Here is a 16,770-nt window from a genome sequence, read left to right as displayed (position 1 = left end):
CGCGGCTTCGCGCGCGTGGCGCGCTCCTACACCACAGGCTCCTACACGACGGGGGCGACCGCGCGGCGGCGGGCGCGCAGCAGGCCGTCGGTGGCGAAGATTGCCAGCGCGATCCAGATGAAGCCGAAGCCGATGGCCCGGTCGCGGCCAAACGGTTCGCCCAGAATCAGCACGCCGCACAGCAGCTGCAGGGTCGGGGCGATGTACTGGATCAGCCCGATCAGCGTGAACGGGATCCGCCGCACCGCGTAGGCGAAGCCGATCAGCGGCAAGGCGCTCAGCGCGCCTGCCAGCACCAGCATCAGCGCCACCGGCGCGCCCCATGCGAACAGTCCCCCGCCTCCCGGGGCACCTGCCGTCAAAGCCAGCAGCACCAGCGCCACCGGCAGCATGTACAGGCTCTCCACTCCCAGCCCGCGCACCGGCCCGACGCTGAGCTGGCGGCGGATCAACCCGTACAGGGAAAACGAGCCCGCCAGGGCCAGCGCGATCCACGGGAAGCTGCCGTAGTTGAAGGTCAGCCACAGCACGCCGCCCCCTGCGATGGCCACCGAGATCCACTGCACCCGGTTCAAGCGCTCGCGCAGCAGCACCACGCCGATCAGCACGTTGAACAGGGGATTGACGAAGTAGCCCAGGCTGCTTTCGACCACGTGCCCGGCGTTGACCGCCCAGATGTACAGCCCCCAGTTGAACGCGATCAGCACCCCGCTCAGGGCCAGCATCCAGGCCGCGCGGGGCTGGGACAGCGTCTCCCGCAGCCAGCCGCGGCCATATTTGTAGAACAGCCACGCGGCCACCAGCACCGCACCCCACAGGACGCGGTGCAGCACGATCTGCAGCGAGGGCACCGCCTTGAGCAGGTGCCAGTACAGCGGCATCAGTCCCCACAGGACGAACGCCGCCACGGCGGTCCACAGGCCGCGGCGATCAACGCCGCCGGCCGATCCGGAATTCACGGGAACTGTTCCTTCGGGTGACGGTCAGCCGGGCCTGCTCAGCGGGCCCAACTTCCGGGGCGGGTCGATTCGGGCAGTACCTGCGCCGAGATCACGCGATCGCTGTCCAGCAGGCGCATGGCATCGGCCAGGATCGCCGCGGCTTCGTCCCGCTGCGGATCCGGACGCTCCTCCGCGGCCTTCACCCGGGCGGTGTCGACCAGGATGTCGCGTTCGTTGGCGTGCAGGCCGTCATCGCGATCCTCGGCCAGCGGATCCAGCGGCAGGCCCAGTTCGCGACGGATCTCCTGGCGCTCGCGGCGCTTGCGGTCCTGACGGTCACGCTCGGCTCGGCGCTCGGCCTCGTTGAGCACCACGTACTTCTTTTCCCGCTCGGCGCGCGACTCGGCCACGTCTTCCAGGAACCACTGGAACTCATGGTGCTCCTTCACCCGCGCCTCATGCAGCGCGGTCAGGCGCGGCAGGATCGGCTTGAAGTCGCCATAGCGGGTGTGCGGCACCTCCGCGATCCGGTTCCACGGCAGCGCGTTGTCGTAGGTGCTCTCACCGAATTCGGTGGCGTCCACCGTCACCGGGAACAGGATGTCCGGCACCACGCCGCGGTTCTGCGTGCTGCTGCCACTAGGGAGGTAGAACTGGGCGACGGTCAGCTTGACCGAGCCATAACGCTGGTCCTCGCCGGAAGGCATCCGGTCCAGGTCGATCAGGTTCTGCACCGTGCCCTTGCCGAAGGTGGTCTCACCAATCACCAGGCCACGACCGTAATCCTGGATGGCGCCGGCCACGATCTCCGAGGCCGATGCCGACCCCCGATTGATCAGCACGGCAAGCGGTCCTTCCCACGCCACGCCGGGCGTGCGCACGCCTTCAACATTGACCCGTCCGCCGGATTCGCGCACCTGGACCACCGGACCGGTGTCAATGAACAGTCCGGTCAGTTCGACTGCCTCATTGAGCGATCCGCCACCGTTGCCGCGCAGGTCGAGCACCACGCCGTCGACGCCGTCGCCCTTGAACGTTTCCAGGATCCGGGCCACGTCGCGGGTGGCCGAGGTGTAGTCCCCGTCGCGATTACGACGGCCCTGGAAGTCCTGGTAGAAGGCCGGCAGCTCGATCACGCCGATCCGCTTGTCGGCTTCGCCCTCGGCGCCGCTGACTTCGATCACTTCGGACTTGGCCGCCTGCTCTTCCAGCTGCACGCGCGCCCGGGTGAGCACGATGTACACCGGCTCGCTGTCCAGGCCCGAACCAGCCGGAATCACCTCCAGGCGCACCTGGGTGTCCTTGGGGCCCTTGATTTTCTCGACCACGTCGTCGATGCGCCAGCCCACCACGTCCTCAACCGGGCCGTCAGTGCCCTGACCCACGCCGGTGATCCGGTCGCCGGGGCGGAACTTGCCGCTCATCGCCGCCGGGCCACCAGCAATCAGCTCGCGGATCACGACCACGTCGTCCTGCTTCTGCAGTTGGGCGCCGATGCCCTCCAGCGACAGCGACATGCTCTGGTTGAACAGGTCCGTGCTGCGCGGATTGAAGTAATCGGTGTGCGGATCAATCGACGCGGTGTAGGCGTTGAGGAAGGTCTGGAACGCGTCCTCGCCCCCAAGCTGGGCCACGTTGTTGGCCAGGTTCTGGTAGCGGCGGTCCAGCGTGGTGCGGATCTCGTCACCCTCGCGTCCGGCCAGCACCAGCCGCAGCCAGTCGTTGCGCACCGACTGGCGCCACACCTCTTCCAGTTCCTCAGTGGTGGCCCACTCGGCGTCCTTGCGGTCGTATTCCCAGCGATCGTCGCCGGTGAAGTCGAAGATGTCCTGCTCCAGCAGGCTGCGCGCGTACTCCACCCGCTCGTTCACCCGCTCCTTGTACAGGGCGAAGATGGCGTAGGCCGGCTCAAGCTTGCCCATGCGCACGGCGGCGCCCATCTGCGGGCGGTAGGGCTCGAACTGCTCCACGTCGTCCGCGGTGAGGAACATCCTGTTGCCGTCCAGCGACTTCAGGTAGCCATCGAAGATGTCCGAGGACATCTCCGCGTCCATCGCCCGTGGCCGGTAGACGAAGCGGCTGTCGGAGAGCAGGCCATATACCAGCCTGGAAGTACGCACCTGGTCCAGGCTGGCCGAATCGGGAATCGCTTCGCCGTCGGCGCGCGCCATCAGGGCCAGCGGCACCGACAGGGTCAGCGCGATCAGCGCGGTAGAGATCAGGCGGGAGGCTTTCATGCGGCGACTCATTACCTCGTGGGAGCCAGCGTGCAGGCTGGCAGATTGAATATGGGAGTGGACTTGGACGCGGTCACAGTGCCGAAAGTTTCACCCGGCCCGGATGCGCCCTGCTGGTCGTGGTTTCCACTCTAACCGCCGCTCGTGGCCTTGGAGTGAACGGGACTTGCGCCCCGCTCAGGACAGGCCGGGATCCGCCTGGACCGGTCAGGCAGCGACGCCGGCTTCCATCGCCTGGCGGTCGGCGTGGTAGGACGAGCGCACCAGCGGGCCGGAGGCCACGTGAGTGAAGCCCAGTTCCATGCCGTATTCCTCCAGCGCCTTGAACTCCTCCGGCGTCCAGTAGCGCAGCACCGGGTGGTGGTGCGCACTGGGCTGCAGATACTGGCCGATGGTGACCATGTCCACGTCGTGGGCACGCATGTCGCGCAGGGTGGCCTGTACCTGTTCCATCGTCTCGCCCAGGCCGAGCATGATCCCGGACTTGGTCGGCAGGTGCGGATGCTGCGCCTTGAACTTCTGCAGCAGGGTCAGTGACCACTGGTAATCCGCGCCCGGACGCACATTGCGGTACAGGTCGGGCACGGTTTCCACGTTGTGGTTGAACACGTCCGGCGGGTTGACGGCCAGGATCTCCAGCGCGCGGTCCATGCGGCCGCGGCCGCGGAAATCCGGGGTCAGGATCTCGACCTTGGTGTTCGGGGTCTGCTCGCGGATGGCGGTGATGCAGTCGACGAAATGCTGGGCGCCGCCGTCGCGCAGGTCGTCGCGGTCCACGCTGGTGACCACGACGTACTTCAGGCCCATGTCGGCGACGGTTTCCGCCAGGCGCCGGGGCTCATCGGCATCCGGGGGCTTGGGCCGGCCGTGGGCCACATCGCAGAAGCTGCAGCGCCGGGTGCACACGTCGCCCAGGATCATGAAGGTGGCGGTGCCGTGGCCGAAGCATTCGTGGATGTTGGGGCAGCTCGCGTCCTCGCACACGGTCACCAGGCGGTTCTCGCGCAGCTTCGACTTGAGCGCGGCGACGGCGCCGTTGGACGGGATGCGTACGCGGATCCAGGACGGCTTGCGCAGCACCGGGGCTTCCACGAATTCCACCGGCGAACGGCCGATCTTGTCACCAGCCACTTGGCGCTCACCCGGGCGCAGGGAACCCTGGGCCGGGGGCGGCGTAACCACCTGCATCGGGATCGACTTGTCTGCAGAACTCATGGCGTACCGGAAGGCTGTTGCACGGGCCAAGCATTGTAGACCACGGGGATGGCGCGTTCCGGCGCCGGGCGGAACGCTGCGGCGCACGGCAACAACGCTCCCGCACGGCCGCGACGCGCTGGTATCAGGCGTCCGGCCGCCTCACGCCGCAGCCAGCTGCTCCGGCAGTCCGCCGGCAGGCTCCAGCGCCAGGCCGAACTGCCGGGCCATCTCTTCCACCAGCACGGCGCTCACCGCCGCCATGCCCGACGGCCCGCCCACGTCACCCACCGAGGTGACCTGCATGCCCGCGTAGCCACAGGGATTGATGCGCGAGAACGGCTCCAGGTCCATGGCGATGTTGAAGGCCAGTCCGTGGAAGGTGCATCCGCGCCGCACGCGGATGCCCAGCGCCGCCACCTTGGCTCCGGCAACGTACACTCCGGGCGCGCCCTCGCGGCGTCCAGCGCCGATGTTCCATTCGGCCAGGGTGTCGATCACGGCCTGCTCCATCCGCTCCACGTACTCGCGCACGCCCAGCTTCAGCCGGCGCAGGTCCAGCAGCGGGTAGGCCACGATCTGGCCCGGGCCGTGGTAGGTCACCTGCCCCCCGCGATCCACCTGCAGCACCGGGATGTCACCGGCACCGAGCACGTGCTCAACCTTGCCCGCCTGGCCCAGGGTGAACACGGGATCGTGCTCCACCAGCCAGATTTCATCGGCGGTGCCGGCATCGCGCACATCGGTGAACTGCTGCATGGCCCGCCAGACCGGCTCATACGGCTGGCGGCCAAGCTCCCTCACCAGGGCGGCCAGGCCGCTTGTGGACATGCTTCCAGAACCGGCTTCCGGAATCACAGCGTCCACTTCACCTGCGGGTGCTCACGCAGGGTGGTATGCGCGGTTTCATATTCCTCGCGCGATGCGGCGCGGAAGCTCAGCCGGACGGACACGTACTTGCCGCCGCTGGAGCCACGCGTGGCCACGGTCTCGTGCAGCACCGTGATGCCGGCAGCGATCAGCAGCTTCGGTATTTCGGTGTCCAGGGCCGCTTCCGCCGGCCCCATGGCGGTGATCTCGAACTCACCGGGGAACTGGAACCCGTGATCGGGGTTGTCGGATTTGATTTCCATCGCCCGATTATGAGGGCCGCCGGCATCATTCCCAAGTGGAGGAGCGCCGGGTACCCTCCATTGCTCTCGCCGGCAAGGAGCCACCGCGGTGTCGATCTACCTGCTCAAAGGACGGTTCCAGGACCTGCTGCGGCCGGGCGTACGCGCGCTCGAGCGCATGGGCGCCACCGCCAACCAGGTCACCGTTGCCGCAGGGCTGCTGTCACTGGCGGTCGCCGCGATGGTGTTTGCCTGGGCCCCCGCCCGCCCGCTGCTCTACCTGCTGCTGCCGGCGTGGATGTTGGCCCGCATGGCGCTCAACGCCGTTGATGGAATGCTGGCGCGTGAATTCGGGCAGAAGTCCCCGCTGGGCGCCTACCTCAACGAACTGTGTGACGCGGTATCCGACGCCGCCCTGTATCTGGCCCTGCTGGGTGTGCCGGGCGCCGCGCCCCTCTGGCTCTGGGCGATGGTGCTGTTCGCCCTGCTGACCGAATATGCGGGCGTGCTGGGGCTGATGGTTGGGGCCAACCGCCGGTATGACGGGCCAATGGGCAAGAGCGACCGGGCGTTCACCGTCGGCGCCGTGGGCATGCTGCTGGCCGGAGACTGGATCGGGGGAAGCGCAGTGAATGCAGTGGCGATCGGCGTGACCGCGCTGTGTGCCCTGACCGTGGTGCGGCGGGTCCGCGCGGGGGTGGCGGAGGCGCGCCTGGCGTCCTGACCAGGGGAAAGGCGGCACATCGGGAAAGGGCTGGGGGTTCCACGTTCAACTGCGAGCGTTTCAGGGGAAAAAGATGCTGGATGGATTGATTGCCCGGGGCTTCAGCGGCGCCATCCGCGCTTTGACCGGCGCGCGTGCGCTGTGGGAAGGCTGCGCGCCCTCGGCGGAGCGGCGGGTGTATTTCGGCAACCATGCCAGCCACGGCGACTTCGTGATGATCTGGTCTGCACTGCCCGCTGCGCTGCGGCGGCAGGTGCGCCCGGTGGCCGGGGCCGACTACTGGAACCGGGGAAGGCTGCGCCGCTACCTGATCCACCGTGTGTTCAACGGCGTGCTGATCGAGCGCGATCCCGCCGTGCGCACTGCGGATCCGATCCAGACCCTGTGCGACGCTACTGACGCAGGCGCCTCGCTGATCCTGTTTCCGGAAGGCACGCGCAACACCGGCGATGGACTGCTCCCCTTCAAGAGCGGCATCTACCACCTGGCCCGGCAACGGCCGGAGCTGGAATTCGTACCGGTGTGGCTGGACAACCTGCACCGGGTGATGCCCAAGGGCCGGCTGCTGCCCTTGCCGCTGCTGTGCACCGCCCGGTTCGGCACTCCCCTGCGCCTGGGGCCCGGTGAAGACAAGCAGGCCTTCCTGGAACGCGCCCGTGCGTCGCTGCTTGCACTGGCCGGCGACGAAACGGCGGCATGGGAGACGAAACCATGAAGGAAGTGTTGCGCGACATTCCGGATACCACGCTGCTGTTCGTGGGGATCGGCGGGGTGCTCCTGCTGGCGACCGCCATCGCCGAAATCCTGCGCTGGCGTGTTGCCGGCCCCAGCGCGGTGCTGGACAACCTGGTGGCGCGCATCCGCGCGTGGTGGGTGATGGCGGCAGTAGTGGGCCTGGCCTTCCTGGGCGGACGCACCGGGGTGACGGTGCTGTTCGCGCTGATCTCGCTGTTTGCCCTGCGCGAGTTCATCACCCTCACCCCGACCCGGCGCGGCGACTACTGGGCCCTGGTGGTGGCGTTCTACGTGGTGCTTCCGTACCAGTACTGGCTGGTCTACAGCGACTGGTATGGCATGTACACACTGCTGATCCCGGTGTACGCATTCCTGTTCCTGCCGATCCTGTCGACCATTGGCGGGGACACCACCCGCTATCTGGAACGTTCGGCCAAGGTGCAGTGGGGACTGATGGTGAGCGTGTTCTGTATTTCGCACGTGCCGGCGCTGCTCAACCTGCAGATCGCCGGCTACGAGGGCCGCAACCTGCTGCTGATCGCCTTCCTGGTGATCGTGGTGCAGTCCTCCGATGTGCTCCAGTACGTGTGGGGCAAGCTGTTCGGGCGCCGCCTGATCGCCCCCAACCTGTCGCCTTCCAAGACGGTGGAAGGATTCATCGGCGGCGTGGCATCCGCCTCGGTGCTGGGTGCGGGGCTGTGGTGGATCACCCCCTTCGCGCCATGGCAGGCGGCCCTGCTGGCCCTGGTGATCAACCTCATGGGCTTCTTTGGCGGACTGGTGATGTCGGCCATCAAGCGCGACCGCGGTATCAAGGACTGGGGCCACATGATCGAGGGGCACGGCGGCATGCTCGACCGCCTGGATTCGGTGTGTTTTGCCGCTCCGGTGTTTTTCCACCTGGTCCGCTACTGGTGGGTGTGAGCGAGGCAGCGGACCGGCGCGCGCCTGCCCGGTAATGCTGTGCAGCAGAGCCTGTCCCTCAAAGGGGTCGAACGGCGTTATAGGGGGTATCCCTTCGCCACCGAAACTGCTCGCCATGACAACACTGCTCAAAATTTCCCTTCCGCTGGCCCTGCTTGGTGGCCTTCTGTGCACGGGCCCCGCGGAAGCACAGCGCGCCCAGGCTGAACGTGCCCAACGCACGGCGGAGATCCCCATGTGCAGCCGCAATCTCGGCGCCATAGCCGTGGACGAACCGCCCGGCCGCAACTGGTGGACCGGTCAGCAGCTGTCCTCCCCATCGGCGCTGATCAAGCTGTTCGTCAACCGTTCGCGCTGCTTTACCCTGGTGGACCGCGGGCGCGGCATGGAGCGCATGCAGGCCGAACGCAACCTGGCCTCCTCGGGCGACCTGCGCGGCGGCTCCAACATCGGCCGGGGTCAGGTACGTGCGGCTGACTACGTGCTCGTTCCGGACCTGATTTCGCAGAACGCCAATTCCAGCGGCAACCGCATCGGCGGCCTGCTCGGCGGAATGATCGGCAACCGCACAGCAGCCGCGGTGCTCGGCGGTATCGACATCAAGCGCAGGACCGCCGACGTGCTGCTGACCGTCACCGACATGCGCTCGTCCGAGCAGGTGGCCATGGCCGAGGGCCATTCCACCCATACCGACCTGGGCTGGAGCGGCGGCGCTGCAGTGTTCCGCGGCGGGCTGGCCGGCGGCGGCGCCACGGGCTACGCCGACACCGAGATCGGCCAGGTCATCACCCTGGCCTACCTGCAGGCCTATACCGACCTGGTCGCCCAGCTTGGCGGCCTGCCCGGCGACGCCTCGGCCGCCAACCACCAGCAGGCCGTGACCATGCAAAAGCCCGGCCGCCTGCTCCGCAGTGCCGATGGCAGCGGCGGCGCGGTGCGCGACCTGGACGTTGGCATGATGCTCTACCCCACCGGCAACCGCGCCGAACTGATGTGGGAAGTGGAAGACGAGCTCGGCAACCGGGGGTGGGTCAACTCGACGCTATTTGGGCTGTCACGCTGAGCGGACAGGTCCGGGCCGACACTTCCGGCCCGGACCTGCTTGTTTCCATCCAAACCCTGCGGCGGCTCCGGCTTTAAAAGCACCGGCCCGGCGTATCGGCCCGCTCTCAGCGCGCTTCCCGACGAAGCCTGAACCCGTCCATCAGCTCTGCCCAAAGAGCATCCAAGGCGTCCTGGTCGAGGCCATGCGCGCCTTCGGCCAGCAGCTCGGCTTCGATCTCCGGCGCGTAGGCGTCCATCGGGCATCCAGATGCATGCCAGAAATACTTGTAGTCGCCTGCGCCGGCGTCTTCCGAAGCCACGCGGATGGCAACGATGTCACCTGACAGCCCGCCGTACTGCGCTCACCGCTGTGCAGACGCGTGACCTGTCCACCCAGACTGGTCAGCTCCGCCAGGTCGCGCGCAGCCCGCTGTGCGAACGGCGGCTCGTTCGCCGCTTCCACGAGGCCGTAGATATTGAGCGAGAACGAAACTCCCGGCATGTCGGAGAACGTAACGACAAGACGCCAGCACATCGTCCCATTCGGCAGCGCCTTGGTGGCGGCCACGCAGTCCTGCGTAGGCAGCACTGAACCGAGGGCCGGCACCCTCGGGCAGATAGATTTGGTGGAGTCCCACGCAATAGGGATGTTCAACGGAGGGACTCATTTGAACCCCTCCGGATCCGGGGTGGGCCTGAGGGTGATGTCGACCAGGCTCTTGCGGAAATGCCGCCGACAGGGAAGACAGCAGCAAAAGCAAGGCCGCACACCCTGGTGCTCTTTTCACGTGCCAGCGGAGCGGACAGATTCCAACATCGCATCCCAAAGGGTGATCAGCTCTGTCTCGCCCGGAGGCATCTCGTCAGGCTGGTACTTGTCACCAACATCCATCCCAACGGTGACATCGTGCTTCGAGCTGGGAACCCGCGCATGCCAGCGGAAGCTGTAGAGCACTGCTCCGTTATTCAGCCTCTCCCTCCAGACCACCTCGCTGCCCGCCAAGCCTCCAATGGCTCGTTCCGCGTTACGCAGCACCTGGAACTCACGCGGATACTCGGGATCCGCCAGCGCTTGCGGCTCTTGTTGCCGAACGGTTGCCATGGCCTCCTGCTTACGCTTCAGCTCCCGGTCGGCAGACGGCGCCTCGTTGTTACCGGAAGGGTCTTCAACGGCGCCCGCCCACAAGCGAACATGGTTCCATGCGGGGATATCTACGCTTACTCCAGCCGTAATCTTGTCGCCGTACCCATGGACAATGGCGCCGTCAATACAGAAGCCGGCGGAGGAGATGGGAACCGGCTCGAGCTGCGGCTGAATCCTGGCAAAGATCTCGGTGAATGGCTGCAGGTCATGCGTGAACTGCGGACGCAAGGCACCTGCCGAGGTGAACGTATAGCCATGATTTTCGAGCCAGAGGTAACGCTGCATCCGGAACGCGCGCGTGGACGCTTCATGTTCCCGATACAGCAGTATTGCTGCGCTATCCCCAATGCGTTCTACCCGGGCCAGGCGCCCGGCCTCGGTGTTGTGTGGCAAAGCCCGCAGCTCGCGCTCCCTGGCCTCGACCAATTCCCAGAACCTTTCCCTCGTTCTGGCTCCACGCACCTTTTCGACTTGCGAGTGGTCGAAGCTCTGCGACCAGAGAAGTTTTCCCGACTCCGGTAAAGACAGCTGCACCTTGCCCACACATACTGTTTTGAAAGATTCGTTGACCATATTGGAAGCACTCGGGAACGCGGGGATCACCGCCATCAAAGCAGCGAGGCAGAGCCGAAGGGGCATGTTCGATTTCTTGAGTTCACGCATTGACAAGTCGGACGATGACATTGAGAACCCAGGACCTGACCCGATCGTCCAGATAGTCCGAGTTGTGGTCAAAACCCTGTTCGTGACTACAGGAAATCTCGCAGAACGGATCTACTTCCGCCGCAGATGCGGCCGCAGGGACAGTACCGTCACCAGAGTCCGCACCTTTGAGAATCCTCGCGCTGATCTCCGCTCCGGTGGGATCCCGCAACACCACATGATCCGTGCCTTTGTGCCTGTGGACCGTCCACGATTCAGGCACTCCTTCACGCGAGCCGTCCTTTTCCGAGGTCCGCCAACCCATCCCCCAGAGATTCCGGCGGGACGGCGTCATTTCCCATACAACTTCGCCCCAGCACGCGTGCGCCTCATCCTCGCTGTAATGGGCGAACGTTCTGGAGTGGAATCCTGAAGCATCCGCCAGCTTGCGGTGGTAGCTCTCCGCCTGATCAAGAACGTCCAGGAACCCGCCCTCGGGATCCAGAGCCAAGCCTGTGGGATCCAGCCATTGCGGATTCACCGCCCTCCACCAGACATCAGTTCGCGAGTAGATTTGTTCGTAGGGGTCTATTTCTTCCCCAGGGCCAACTTCAGGAAGACGCCTTATAGTTTCCCCCGAGTGATTTTTGATCACCAACCAAGGTTTTCCACCGTTGTAGCGATGGTTGGGCGCAAGCTGCAACGGACCCGGATTCAACGCGAGCACCGGCAGTGTTTCCTTTGCGGTCTTGCCAAGCGCATAGGCGGTGATGCGCCCCATGACGTCAAAGAACCCGGTGTGCTCGTTGCTGAATCCAGCCACCATTCGTTTGTAAAAGGCACCTGCGCCGTGCGTGGGCATTACACCGTGGATGACCCCAAGAATCTTGGATTCCGCACCATGTTCCATGGCAGCCGCGCGCGCGACCAGCCCTCCCATGGAATGGGTCAGCAGGATTACCCCGCCGCAGGCTGAAGCAGGCTCTCCTTCCGGATCATTGTGGTGCTTGATGACGCTGTCGATGTACTCCGCCAACTTTCTGCCTGACTCCAAGTTGCAGTCTGCCCAGTTGTACCCGAACGCATAGACCGGAAAGCTGTGATCGAGGAGTTCAACTATCTGGTTGGACCGAATTGGGTCCGGCTGCTGGCGCGCTCCGTCGATCGGCCTGTCCACCAGAGTATCCATCAGCCGCTTGAGTTCAGGGTTTGGGACACCCCGATTTTCCGCATCTTCGCTGCTTCCGGCCCCACCTTGATCTGCGGCGGATGCGACCCCAAGGTTACCCAAGCTTTCCTCCAGCCAGTTCAACAAGGAGCCGTAATAGGCCCAGCTGACTGTGCCCCACCCCCGGCGTCGTTTGTCAGCAACCAGGGCAACCTGGTCACCACCAGCCTCGCTCTTCGAGAGTTCAATCTTCCCTCTCGGATCGACTTCAAGTACGTCCTTGTCCAGCAGGCATTTCCGCGCCGCGGCGCTTCTTCCCAGCCACGCCAGCCCTACACCCGTGGGCGAATTCACCCGCCATACCGGGTCTCCGACACTGGCGAGAACTTCTCCATCCAGTTCCACCTGTACTTGGGCCCTCAAGTTGCTGCCCATAATCCCGGGAAGCAGGATAATCGGAACGACAGAGGGCGGGTCTGCCCGGATTTCCGGCCGGATCGTGTTGGCCACTGGCGACGAAACCAGATCTGAAAATCTTGTACCGTCTGCCCCGTGGTAACTGTGGACTTGCCTTGTACTGTCGCTCACACCTTGCCTCCTGCAGGTCCAAGCAATCTAATCCGGTGGCGCTCAACCCCAGAGCTCTTCTGCAACTCTGTCCAGCCCTTGGCGTCAGTGACTCCACCGATACGAGCACCATCCGCTCTTAAAATTTCATATCGGTAATTTGCGGCAGGTTTACCGCTTGGAAACCTGATCCGTACGCGCTCGTCGAACCTCGTCTCGGGCCATGAGTTCATCTCCCGGCTCAGCTGCGTCGGGCCGCTGAAGCTCTTCTTCCCTGCGTGCACCATGATCTCCCCGGGGCAGGCGATGACGATGTTGCCGTCCTCGATCGTCAGGCTGGCGCCGCCGCTGGTGGCCAGGTGCACGGTTTTGCCAGCTGCAAGGTCCACCTCGGCGTTGGCGCTGACCACCTTGAGCTGGTCGCGGCTGCGGATGCGGATCTGGTTGCTCTGGGCCTGCAGGTCCAGTTCGCCCTCGCCGCTCACCAGGCTCAGGGCCGTGTCTTCCGTCTGGCCCTCAACCGCCGCGGCCAGCATGCCGATCGCCTGCCCGCTGTGGATGCGCAGGTTGTTGGCGATCGCCAGGTTGCTCGACTGCCCGCTGGCCAGGGTCAACGTCTCGCCCACCGACCAGGTCAGACCCTGGCCGGCGACGAAGCCGATGCCGGCAGGCGCAGCCAGGCCCAGCAGGGCATCGCCTGTGTGTGGCACCTTGCCCTCACCTGCCGCAGAGCCGCGTTTAGCCGCTTCGCCGCGTGCGCCATCAAAGTCCTCGCCGGGCACGGTGGTCTTCGCGCTGGCCAGCAGCGCCGCCAGCGGCGCCTGCGTATCCACCAGCCGCGATGAGGCCGCACTTTCCGCGCCTTCATACGCGGCCAGCTTTACGGTCTGGTGGGTGGTGGTCGCCTTGGAGAAGATTTCGCCCAGGGCCTTGAGCTGGGTCAGCAGCGCGGCCGGGCTCACGGCATCGCCGGCGGGCGTGTCACCGGGCTTGGCGTAGGCGCTCAGCCATAGACCTGACCCGGCACGGACTACGCCCCAAGCATCGGTGCGCAGTTCGAAGCCCTCGCCACGAAAGCTGCCCCGATAGTTGTCGGCCTGGTGGATCAAGTGCCCGAGGTTGAGCTGGCTCGCCGCCTGGGTGGTCGCCAGCTGCAGCCGCAGTTGGCCGTCGCTGTCGTCGAATACCAGCCGGCTGTGGCCCTCGCCGCCCCACTCCTTCGACTGGATGCCCCACAGGGCACCCGCGTTGCGGTGCGCTTCCTCGCCCGCGCCCATTCCGTGCCATGCCGGGGCGTTGCCCCCGGCCAGGTTGGCCTGGGCGCTGGGCGCGTAGTCGCCGGCCAGGGCGTATGCCGACAGGTCCTGCTCCGCCGACTCGTCGCCGGGCGTGGCAGCAATCCCGGCTTCCCCCCGGCCGTTGTAGAGGGCACCTGTCACCAGCGGCCGGTCGATATCGCCTTCAAGGAAAGCCACCAGCACTTCTTGGCCGATCCGCGGCAGGAACTGGCTGCCCACGCCGGGACCGGCGTAGCGCTGGGCCACACGCAGCCAGCAGCTGTCACGATCCTCGGCGACTTGGCCCTGCTGCCAGTGGAATTTCACCCGCACCCGGCCCAGCGCGTCACTGTGCAGCTCCTGATGGCCCGAAGGGCTGGACTGCCCGTCCGGCCCGACCACGATCGCCGTCTGGTAGCCCGGTGCCGTGGGCCGTGGATTGAGGCGCTTGCCGGTGCCGTCATGCAGCACCGGGCGCCAGGGGCGGCTGCGGTCCACCGCCACAAAGGCATTGGCGTAACCCACTGCCTTGGCCTGGGGAAGCAGGTTCTGCCCCGCCACTTCTTCGCAAGCTTTCCCTTCCCAATCAGGCGCTTCACCCAGCTCCGCCTCCACGGACTCGCGCAGATCTACCGGAAGGTTGTTCACACCCAGATGGTGCAGGCGGGTCACCAGCAGCTCGGGCGGCGGCGAACCGGTCCCTGCCGCCGGAGCCTGCGTCAGCCGGAACCAGGTGCCGGTGCGCAGGGTTCGCGCCGTGCCGTGGCCCAGCCACTGTTCCCGCCCGGCCTCCGCGGCCTGCGCCATCAGCCGCGCATGACGCGCCGCCTGGCCGGCATCGGCAAACGCGTAGGCGCCCGACGGGTCGTAATCCTCGATGGCCAAGGCGTGGCCGGAAGCCTGCAGCGGCAGCTGTTCGGCAATTGACCGTACGGTTTTGTAGTCGTCCCCCAGCACCGTCATTCGATCCGCGCCAATCCTGCGCTGCAGCCCGATCCCCTGCACGCTGTCGCGCCGCTCGGTGCCGTCGCTGCGGTGATAGCGCAGTCCGCCATCGCTGGCCGAGGTGATGTCTTCCGGTTGGCCGGCACTGTCGGCAAACAGCACCAGCCGATGGCCTGCCGCGGCCTCGGCGTCTTCTTCCAGGCGCCAACCCAGCCCTTCCTCGGCCAGCAGGCGCTGGATGAACGCGGCATCGGTTTCGCGGTACTGCACGCAGTAGCTGCGGATCCGCGACTGGGCCAGGAACGGACCGACATCTTCATCCATCTGCCAGGCCGACAGCGGGGCATAGTCGGCGAACACCGTCTCTGCGATTTTGATCACGCTGCGGTTCTGGAATACCCGGCTATGCAGTCCTTGAGTCATCAACCAGGTCCATGGCACCAGGGTCAGCCGATAGCGCGCCAGACCACCATCAGCGCCCAGGCAGGCAGCCTCGCGCACCAGGCCGCTGCGGCCCGCAGTGCCTCCATCCGCCAGACGGGTATGCAGTGTGGCCGGCTGGCCCAGCCAGTCATCGAGCGGCAGGTCCGCCCGGGTGGACAGCACGTCCACCGTCCACTGGAACTCGCCGGCCAGCTGCTCATGGCCGGCCCAGCGTTCGACAATCAGCGGTGTGTCGGCGTCCGCAAGCTCCAACCGGTACAACCGGTTGGCGTCGTCAACACCGACAAGCGCGGCAAGCTGCGCCGCCGCACCAGATGCTCCATGCATGGTGTGCTCCCTGGCCCGAGGCCATCCTTGCTCAGGATAATGCCACCGGCAGGCACCGCGTCAAGCTGCCGGCGTGCCGGCCGGGCGCTCAGTCGGATTGCCACCACATCAGGAACTCGTGCCACAGGCGCTTGAAGAATCCGGCGCGCTCCACCGTTTCCAGCGCCACCAGCTCCCGCTCGGCGACCACTTCGCCATCCAGCTCCACCCGCACCTTGCCCATTACCTGGCCTTCCTCGACCGGGGCCACGAGGGTCTGCGGCACGTCCATCGACGGCTGCAGCTGGTCGTACTTGCCACGCCCGGTGCTCACCAGCAGCGGCTCGGCCAGGCCAAGGCGCACCTCGTTGGCGCGACCCTTCCACACCTTCTGGGTGGTCAGCGCTTCGCCGGCGTCGTACAGGCGGTGGGTCTCGAAGAAGCGGAAGCCCCAGTTGAGCAGGGCCATCGAATCATTGGCGCGCTGGTTCTCGCTGGTCGAGCCCAGGACCACCGAAATCAGGCGCTGGTCGCCGCGCTGGGCCGAAGCCATCAGGCAGTAGCCGGCGCCGGAATGGTGGCCGGTCTTGATCCCGTCCACGCTGTCATCGCGCCACAGCAACACGTTGCGGTTGCGCTGGGTGATCGGCCCGACGGTGAACTCGCGGATCTTGTTGTGCGCGTAGATTTCGGGATATTCGCCGATGACCGCCCGGCCCAGCACGGCCAGGTCGCGCGCGGTGGAATAGTGGTTTTCCTCGCTCAGGCCGTGGGAGTTGACGAAGTGGCTGCCGGTCATGCCCAGCCGCTGCGCATGTGCATTCATCAGCGAAGCAAAGGCCTCCTCGGTGCCGGCCACGTGCTCGGCCAGGGCGATCGATGCGTCGTTGCCCGACTGCACCGCCATGCCGATCTCCATGTCCAGCAGGCGCGCTGTCTGGTTGACCTCGAAACCGCTGAAGCTGCCGCCGGTGGCGGCGCCGCCCTTGCGCCAGGCGTTCTCGGTCATCATCACCTGGTCGTCTTCGGAGATGCGTCCTGCCGCCAGCTCCGAGGCGATCACGTAGCTGGTCATCACCTTGGTGATGCTGGCCGGCTCGAGCCGCTCGTCGTAGTTCTCGCCGGCCAGGATCTGCCCGGTCTCATGGTCCATCAGCACCCAGGCGGTCCCGGTGATCGACGGCGGGGGCGGGGTGGCCACCTCCGGCATGGCCGGCGCCGGAGCGGGCTGGGGCTGCGGACTCTGCGCCAGCGCCAGTCCGATTGCGGACACGGACAGGGCCACCATGGCGGTGGCGGCGAGGCGGGCGAATCGGGACTTCATCAACGGGCTGGCTCCTTGGACGCCACACCGGGACGCGGCGGA

14 protein-coding genes are annotated in these 16,770 nt (G+C 66.2%); 4 read left to right on the top strand and 10 right to left on the bottom strand.

What is annotated here, in order from left to right; all coding sequences use genetic code 11:
- Positions 1–41: 41 nt before the first annotated feature.
- The 5 genes from rarD to ACW7G2_RS04420 form a co-directional block, all read right to left on the bottom strand.
- Positions 42–959 (bottom strand): EamA family transporter RarD, encoded by a 918-nt coding sequence (gene rarD / locus ACW7G2_RS04440; RefSeq protein WP_456973144.1) that lies wholly within the window; start codon positions 957–959, stop codon positions 42–44.
- A gap of 38 nt (positions 960–997) precedes the next feature.
- Complete coding sequence (locus ACW7G2_RS04435; RefSeq protein WP_456973142.1) at positions 998–3,178, bottom strand: carboxy terminal-processing peptidase; 2,181 nt, start codon at positions 3,176–3,178, stop codon at positions 998–1,000.
- Positions 3,179–3,385: 207 nt separating this feature from the next.
- On the bottom strand, positions 3,386–4,393 hold the full coding sequence (gene lipA, locus ACW7G2_RS04430; RefSeq protein ID WP_456973140.1) for a lipoyl synthase: 1,008 nt from the start codon (positions 4,391–4,393) through the stop codon (positions 3,386–3,388).
- 141 nt (positions 4,394–4,534) lie between these two features.
- Positions 4,535–5,203: a lipoyl(octanoyl) transferase LipB gene (gene lipB, locus ACW7G2_RS04425; protein ID WP_456973138.1), complete on the bottom strand. Its 669-nt coding sequence runs from the start codon at positions 5,201–5,203 to the stop codon at positions 4,535–4,537.
- Between the two features lie 23 nt (positions 5,204–5,226).
- Positions 5,227–5,505: a DUF493 family protein gene (locus ACW7G2_RS04420; RefSeq protein ID WP_456973136.1), complete on the bottom strand. Its 279-nt coding sequence runs from the start codon at positions 5,503–5,505 to the stop codon at positions 5,227–5,229.
- Positions 5,506–5,593: 88 nt separating this feature from the next.
- Here ACW7G2_RS04420 and ACW7G2_RS04415 point away from each other — a divergent pair, with 88 nt between their 5' ends.
- The 4 genes from ACW7G2_RS04415 to ACW7G2_RS04400 all read left to right on the top strand — a co-directional run bounded on the left by ACW7G2_RS04415 (position 5,594) and on the right by ACW7G2_RS04400 (position 8,930).
- A complete protein-coding gene (locus ACW7G2_RS04415; protein WP_456973134.1) occupies positions 5,594–6,208 on the top strand; it encodes a CDP-alcohol phosphatidyltransferase family protein in 615 nt (204 codons plus the stop codon).
- A gap of 73 nt (positions 6,209–6,281) precedes the next feature.
- On the top strand, positions 6,282–6,923 hold the full coding sequence (locus ACW7G2_RS04410; protein ID WP_456973132.1) for a lysophospholipid acyltransferase family protein: 642 nt from the start codon (positions 6,282–6,284) through the stop codon (positions 6,921–6,923).
- A complete protein-coding gene (locus tag ACW7G2_RS04405; protein WP_456973130.1) occupies positions 6,920–7,867 on the top strand; it encodes a phosphatidate cytidylyltransferase in 948 nt (315 codons plus the stop codon). Before ACW7G2_RS04410 ends, ACW7G2_RS04405 begins: the two co-directional genes overlap by 4 nt.
- 235 nt (positions 7,868–8,102) lie before the next feature.
- Positions 8,103–8,930, top strand: coding sequence for a CsgG/HfaB family protein (locus ACW7G2_RS04400; RefSeq protein WP_456973128.1), 828 nt, complete (start codon positions 8,103–8,105; stop codon positions 8,928–8,930).
- A 106-nt stretch (positions 8,931–9,036) separates the two neighbouring features.
- Here ACW7G2_RS04400 and ACW7G2_RS04395 read toward each other — a convergent pair whose 3' ends face one another.
- The 5 genes from ACW7G2_RS04395 to ACW7G2_RS04375 all read right to left on the bottom strand — a co-directional run bounded on the left by ACW7G2_RS04395 (position 9,037) and on the right by ACW7G2_RS04375 (position 16,728).
- Positions 9,037–9,168 carry a hypothetical protein gene (locus ACW7G2_RS04395; protein WP_456973126.1) on the bottom strand — a complete coding sequence of 44 codons (132 nt, stop codon included), beginning with the start codon at positions 9,166–9,168 and terminating at the stop codon, positions 9,037–9,039.
- A 527-nt stretch (positions 9,169–9,695) separates the two neighbouring features.
- Positions 9,696–10,718, bottom strand: coding sequence for a T6SS immunity protein Tli4 family protein (locus tag ACW7G2_RS04390; protein WP_456973124.1), 1,023 nt, complete (start codon positions 10,716–10,718; stop codon positions 9,696–9,698).
- Positions 10,711–12,375: an esterase/lipase family protein gene (locus tag ACW7G2_RS04385; RefSeq protein ID WP_456973122.1), complete on the bottom strand. Its 1,665-nt coding sequence runs from the start codon at positions 12,373–12,375 to the stop codon at positions 10,711–10,713. The genes ACW7G2_RS04390 and ACW7G2_RS04385 overlap by 8 nt, the downstream gene beginning before the upstream one ends.
- Before the next feature lie 74 nt (positions 12,376–12,449).
- Positions 12,450–15,425 carry a type VI secretion system Vgr family protein gene (locus tag ACW7G2_RS04380; RefSeq protein WP_456973120.1) on the bottom strand — a complete coding sequence of 992 codons (2,976 nt, stop codon included), beginning with the start codon at positions 15,423–15,425 and terminating at the stop codon, positions 12,450–12,452.
- A gap of 88 nt (positions 15,426–15,513) precedes the next feature.
- Entirely contained in the window at positions 15,514–16,728 is a 1,215-nt protein-coding gene (locus ACW7G2_RS04375) for a D-alanyl-D-alanine carboxypeptidase family protein (RefSeq protein ID WP_456973118.1), read from the bottom strand.
- Positions 16,729–16,770: the final 42 nt, after the last annotated feature.

It is taken from the genome of Luteimonas sp. A277 (genome assembly GCF_054052045.1).
This window is presented reverse-complemented; position numbering and strand designations above follow the sequence as displayed.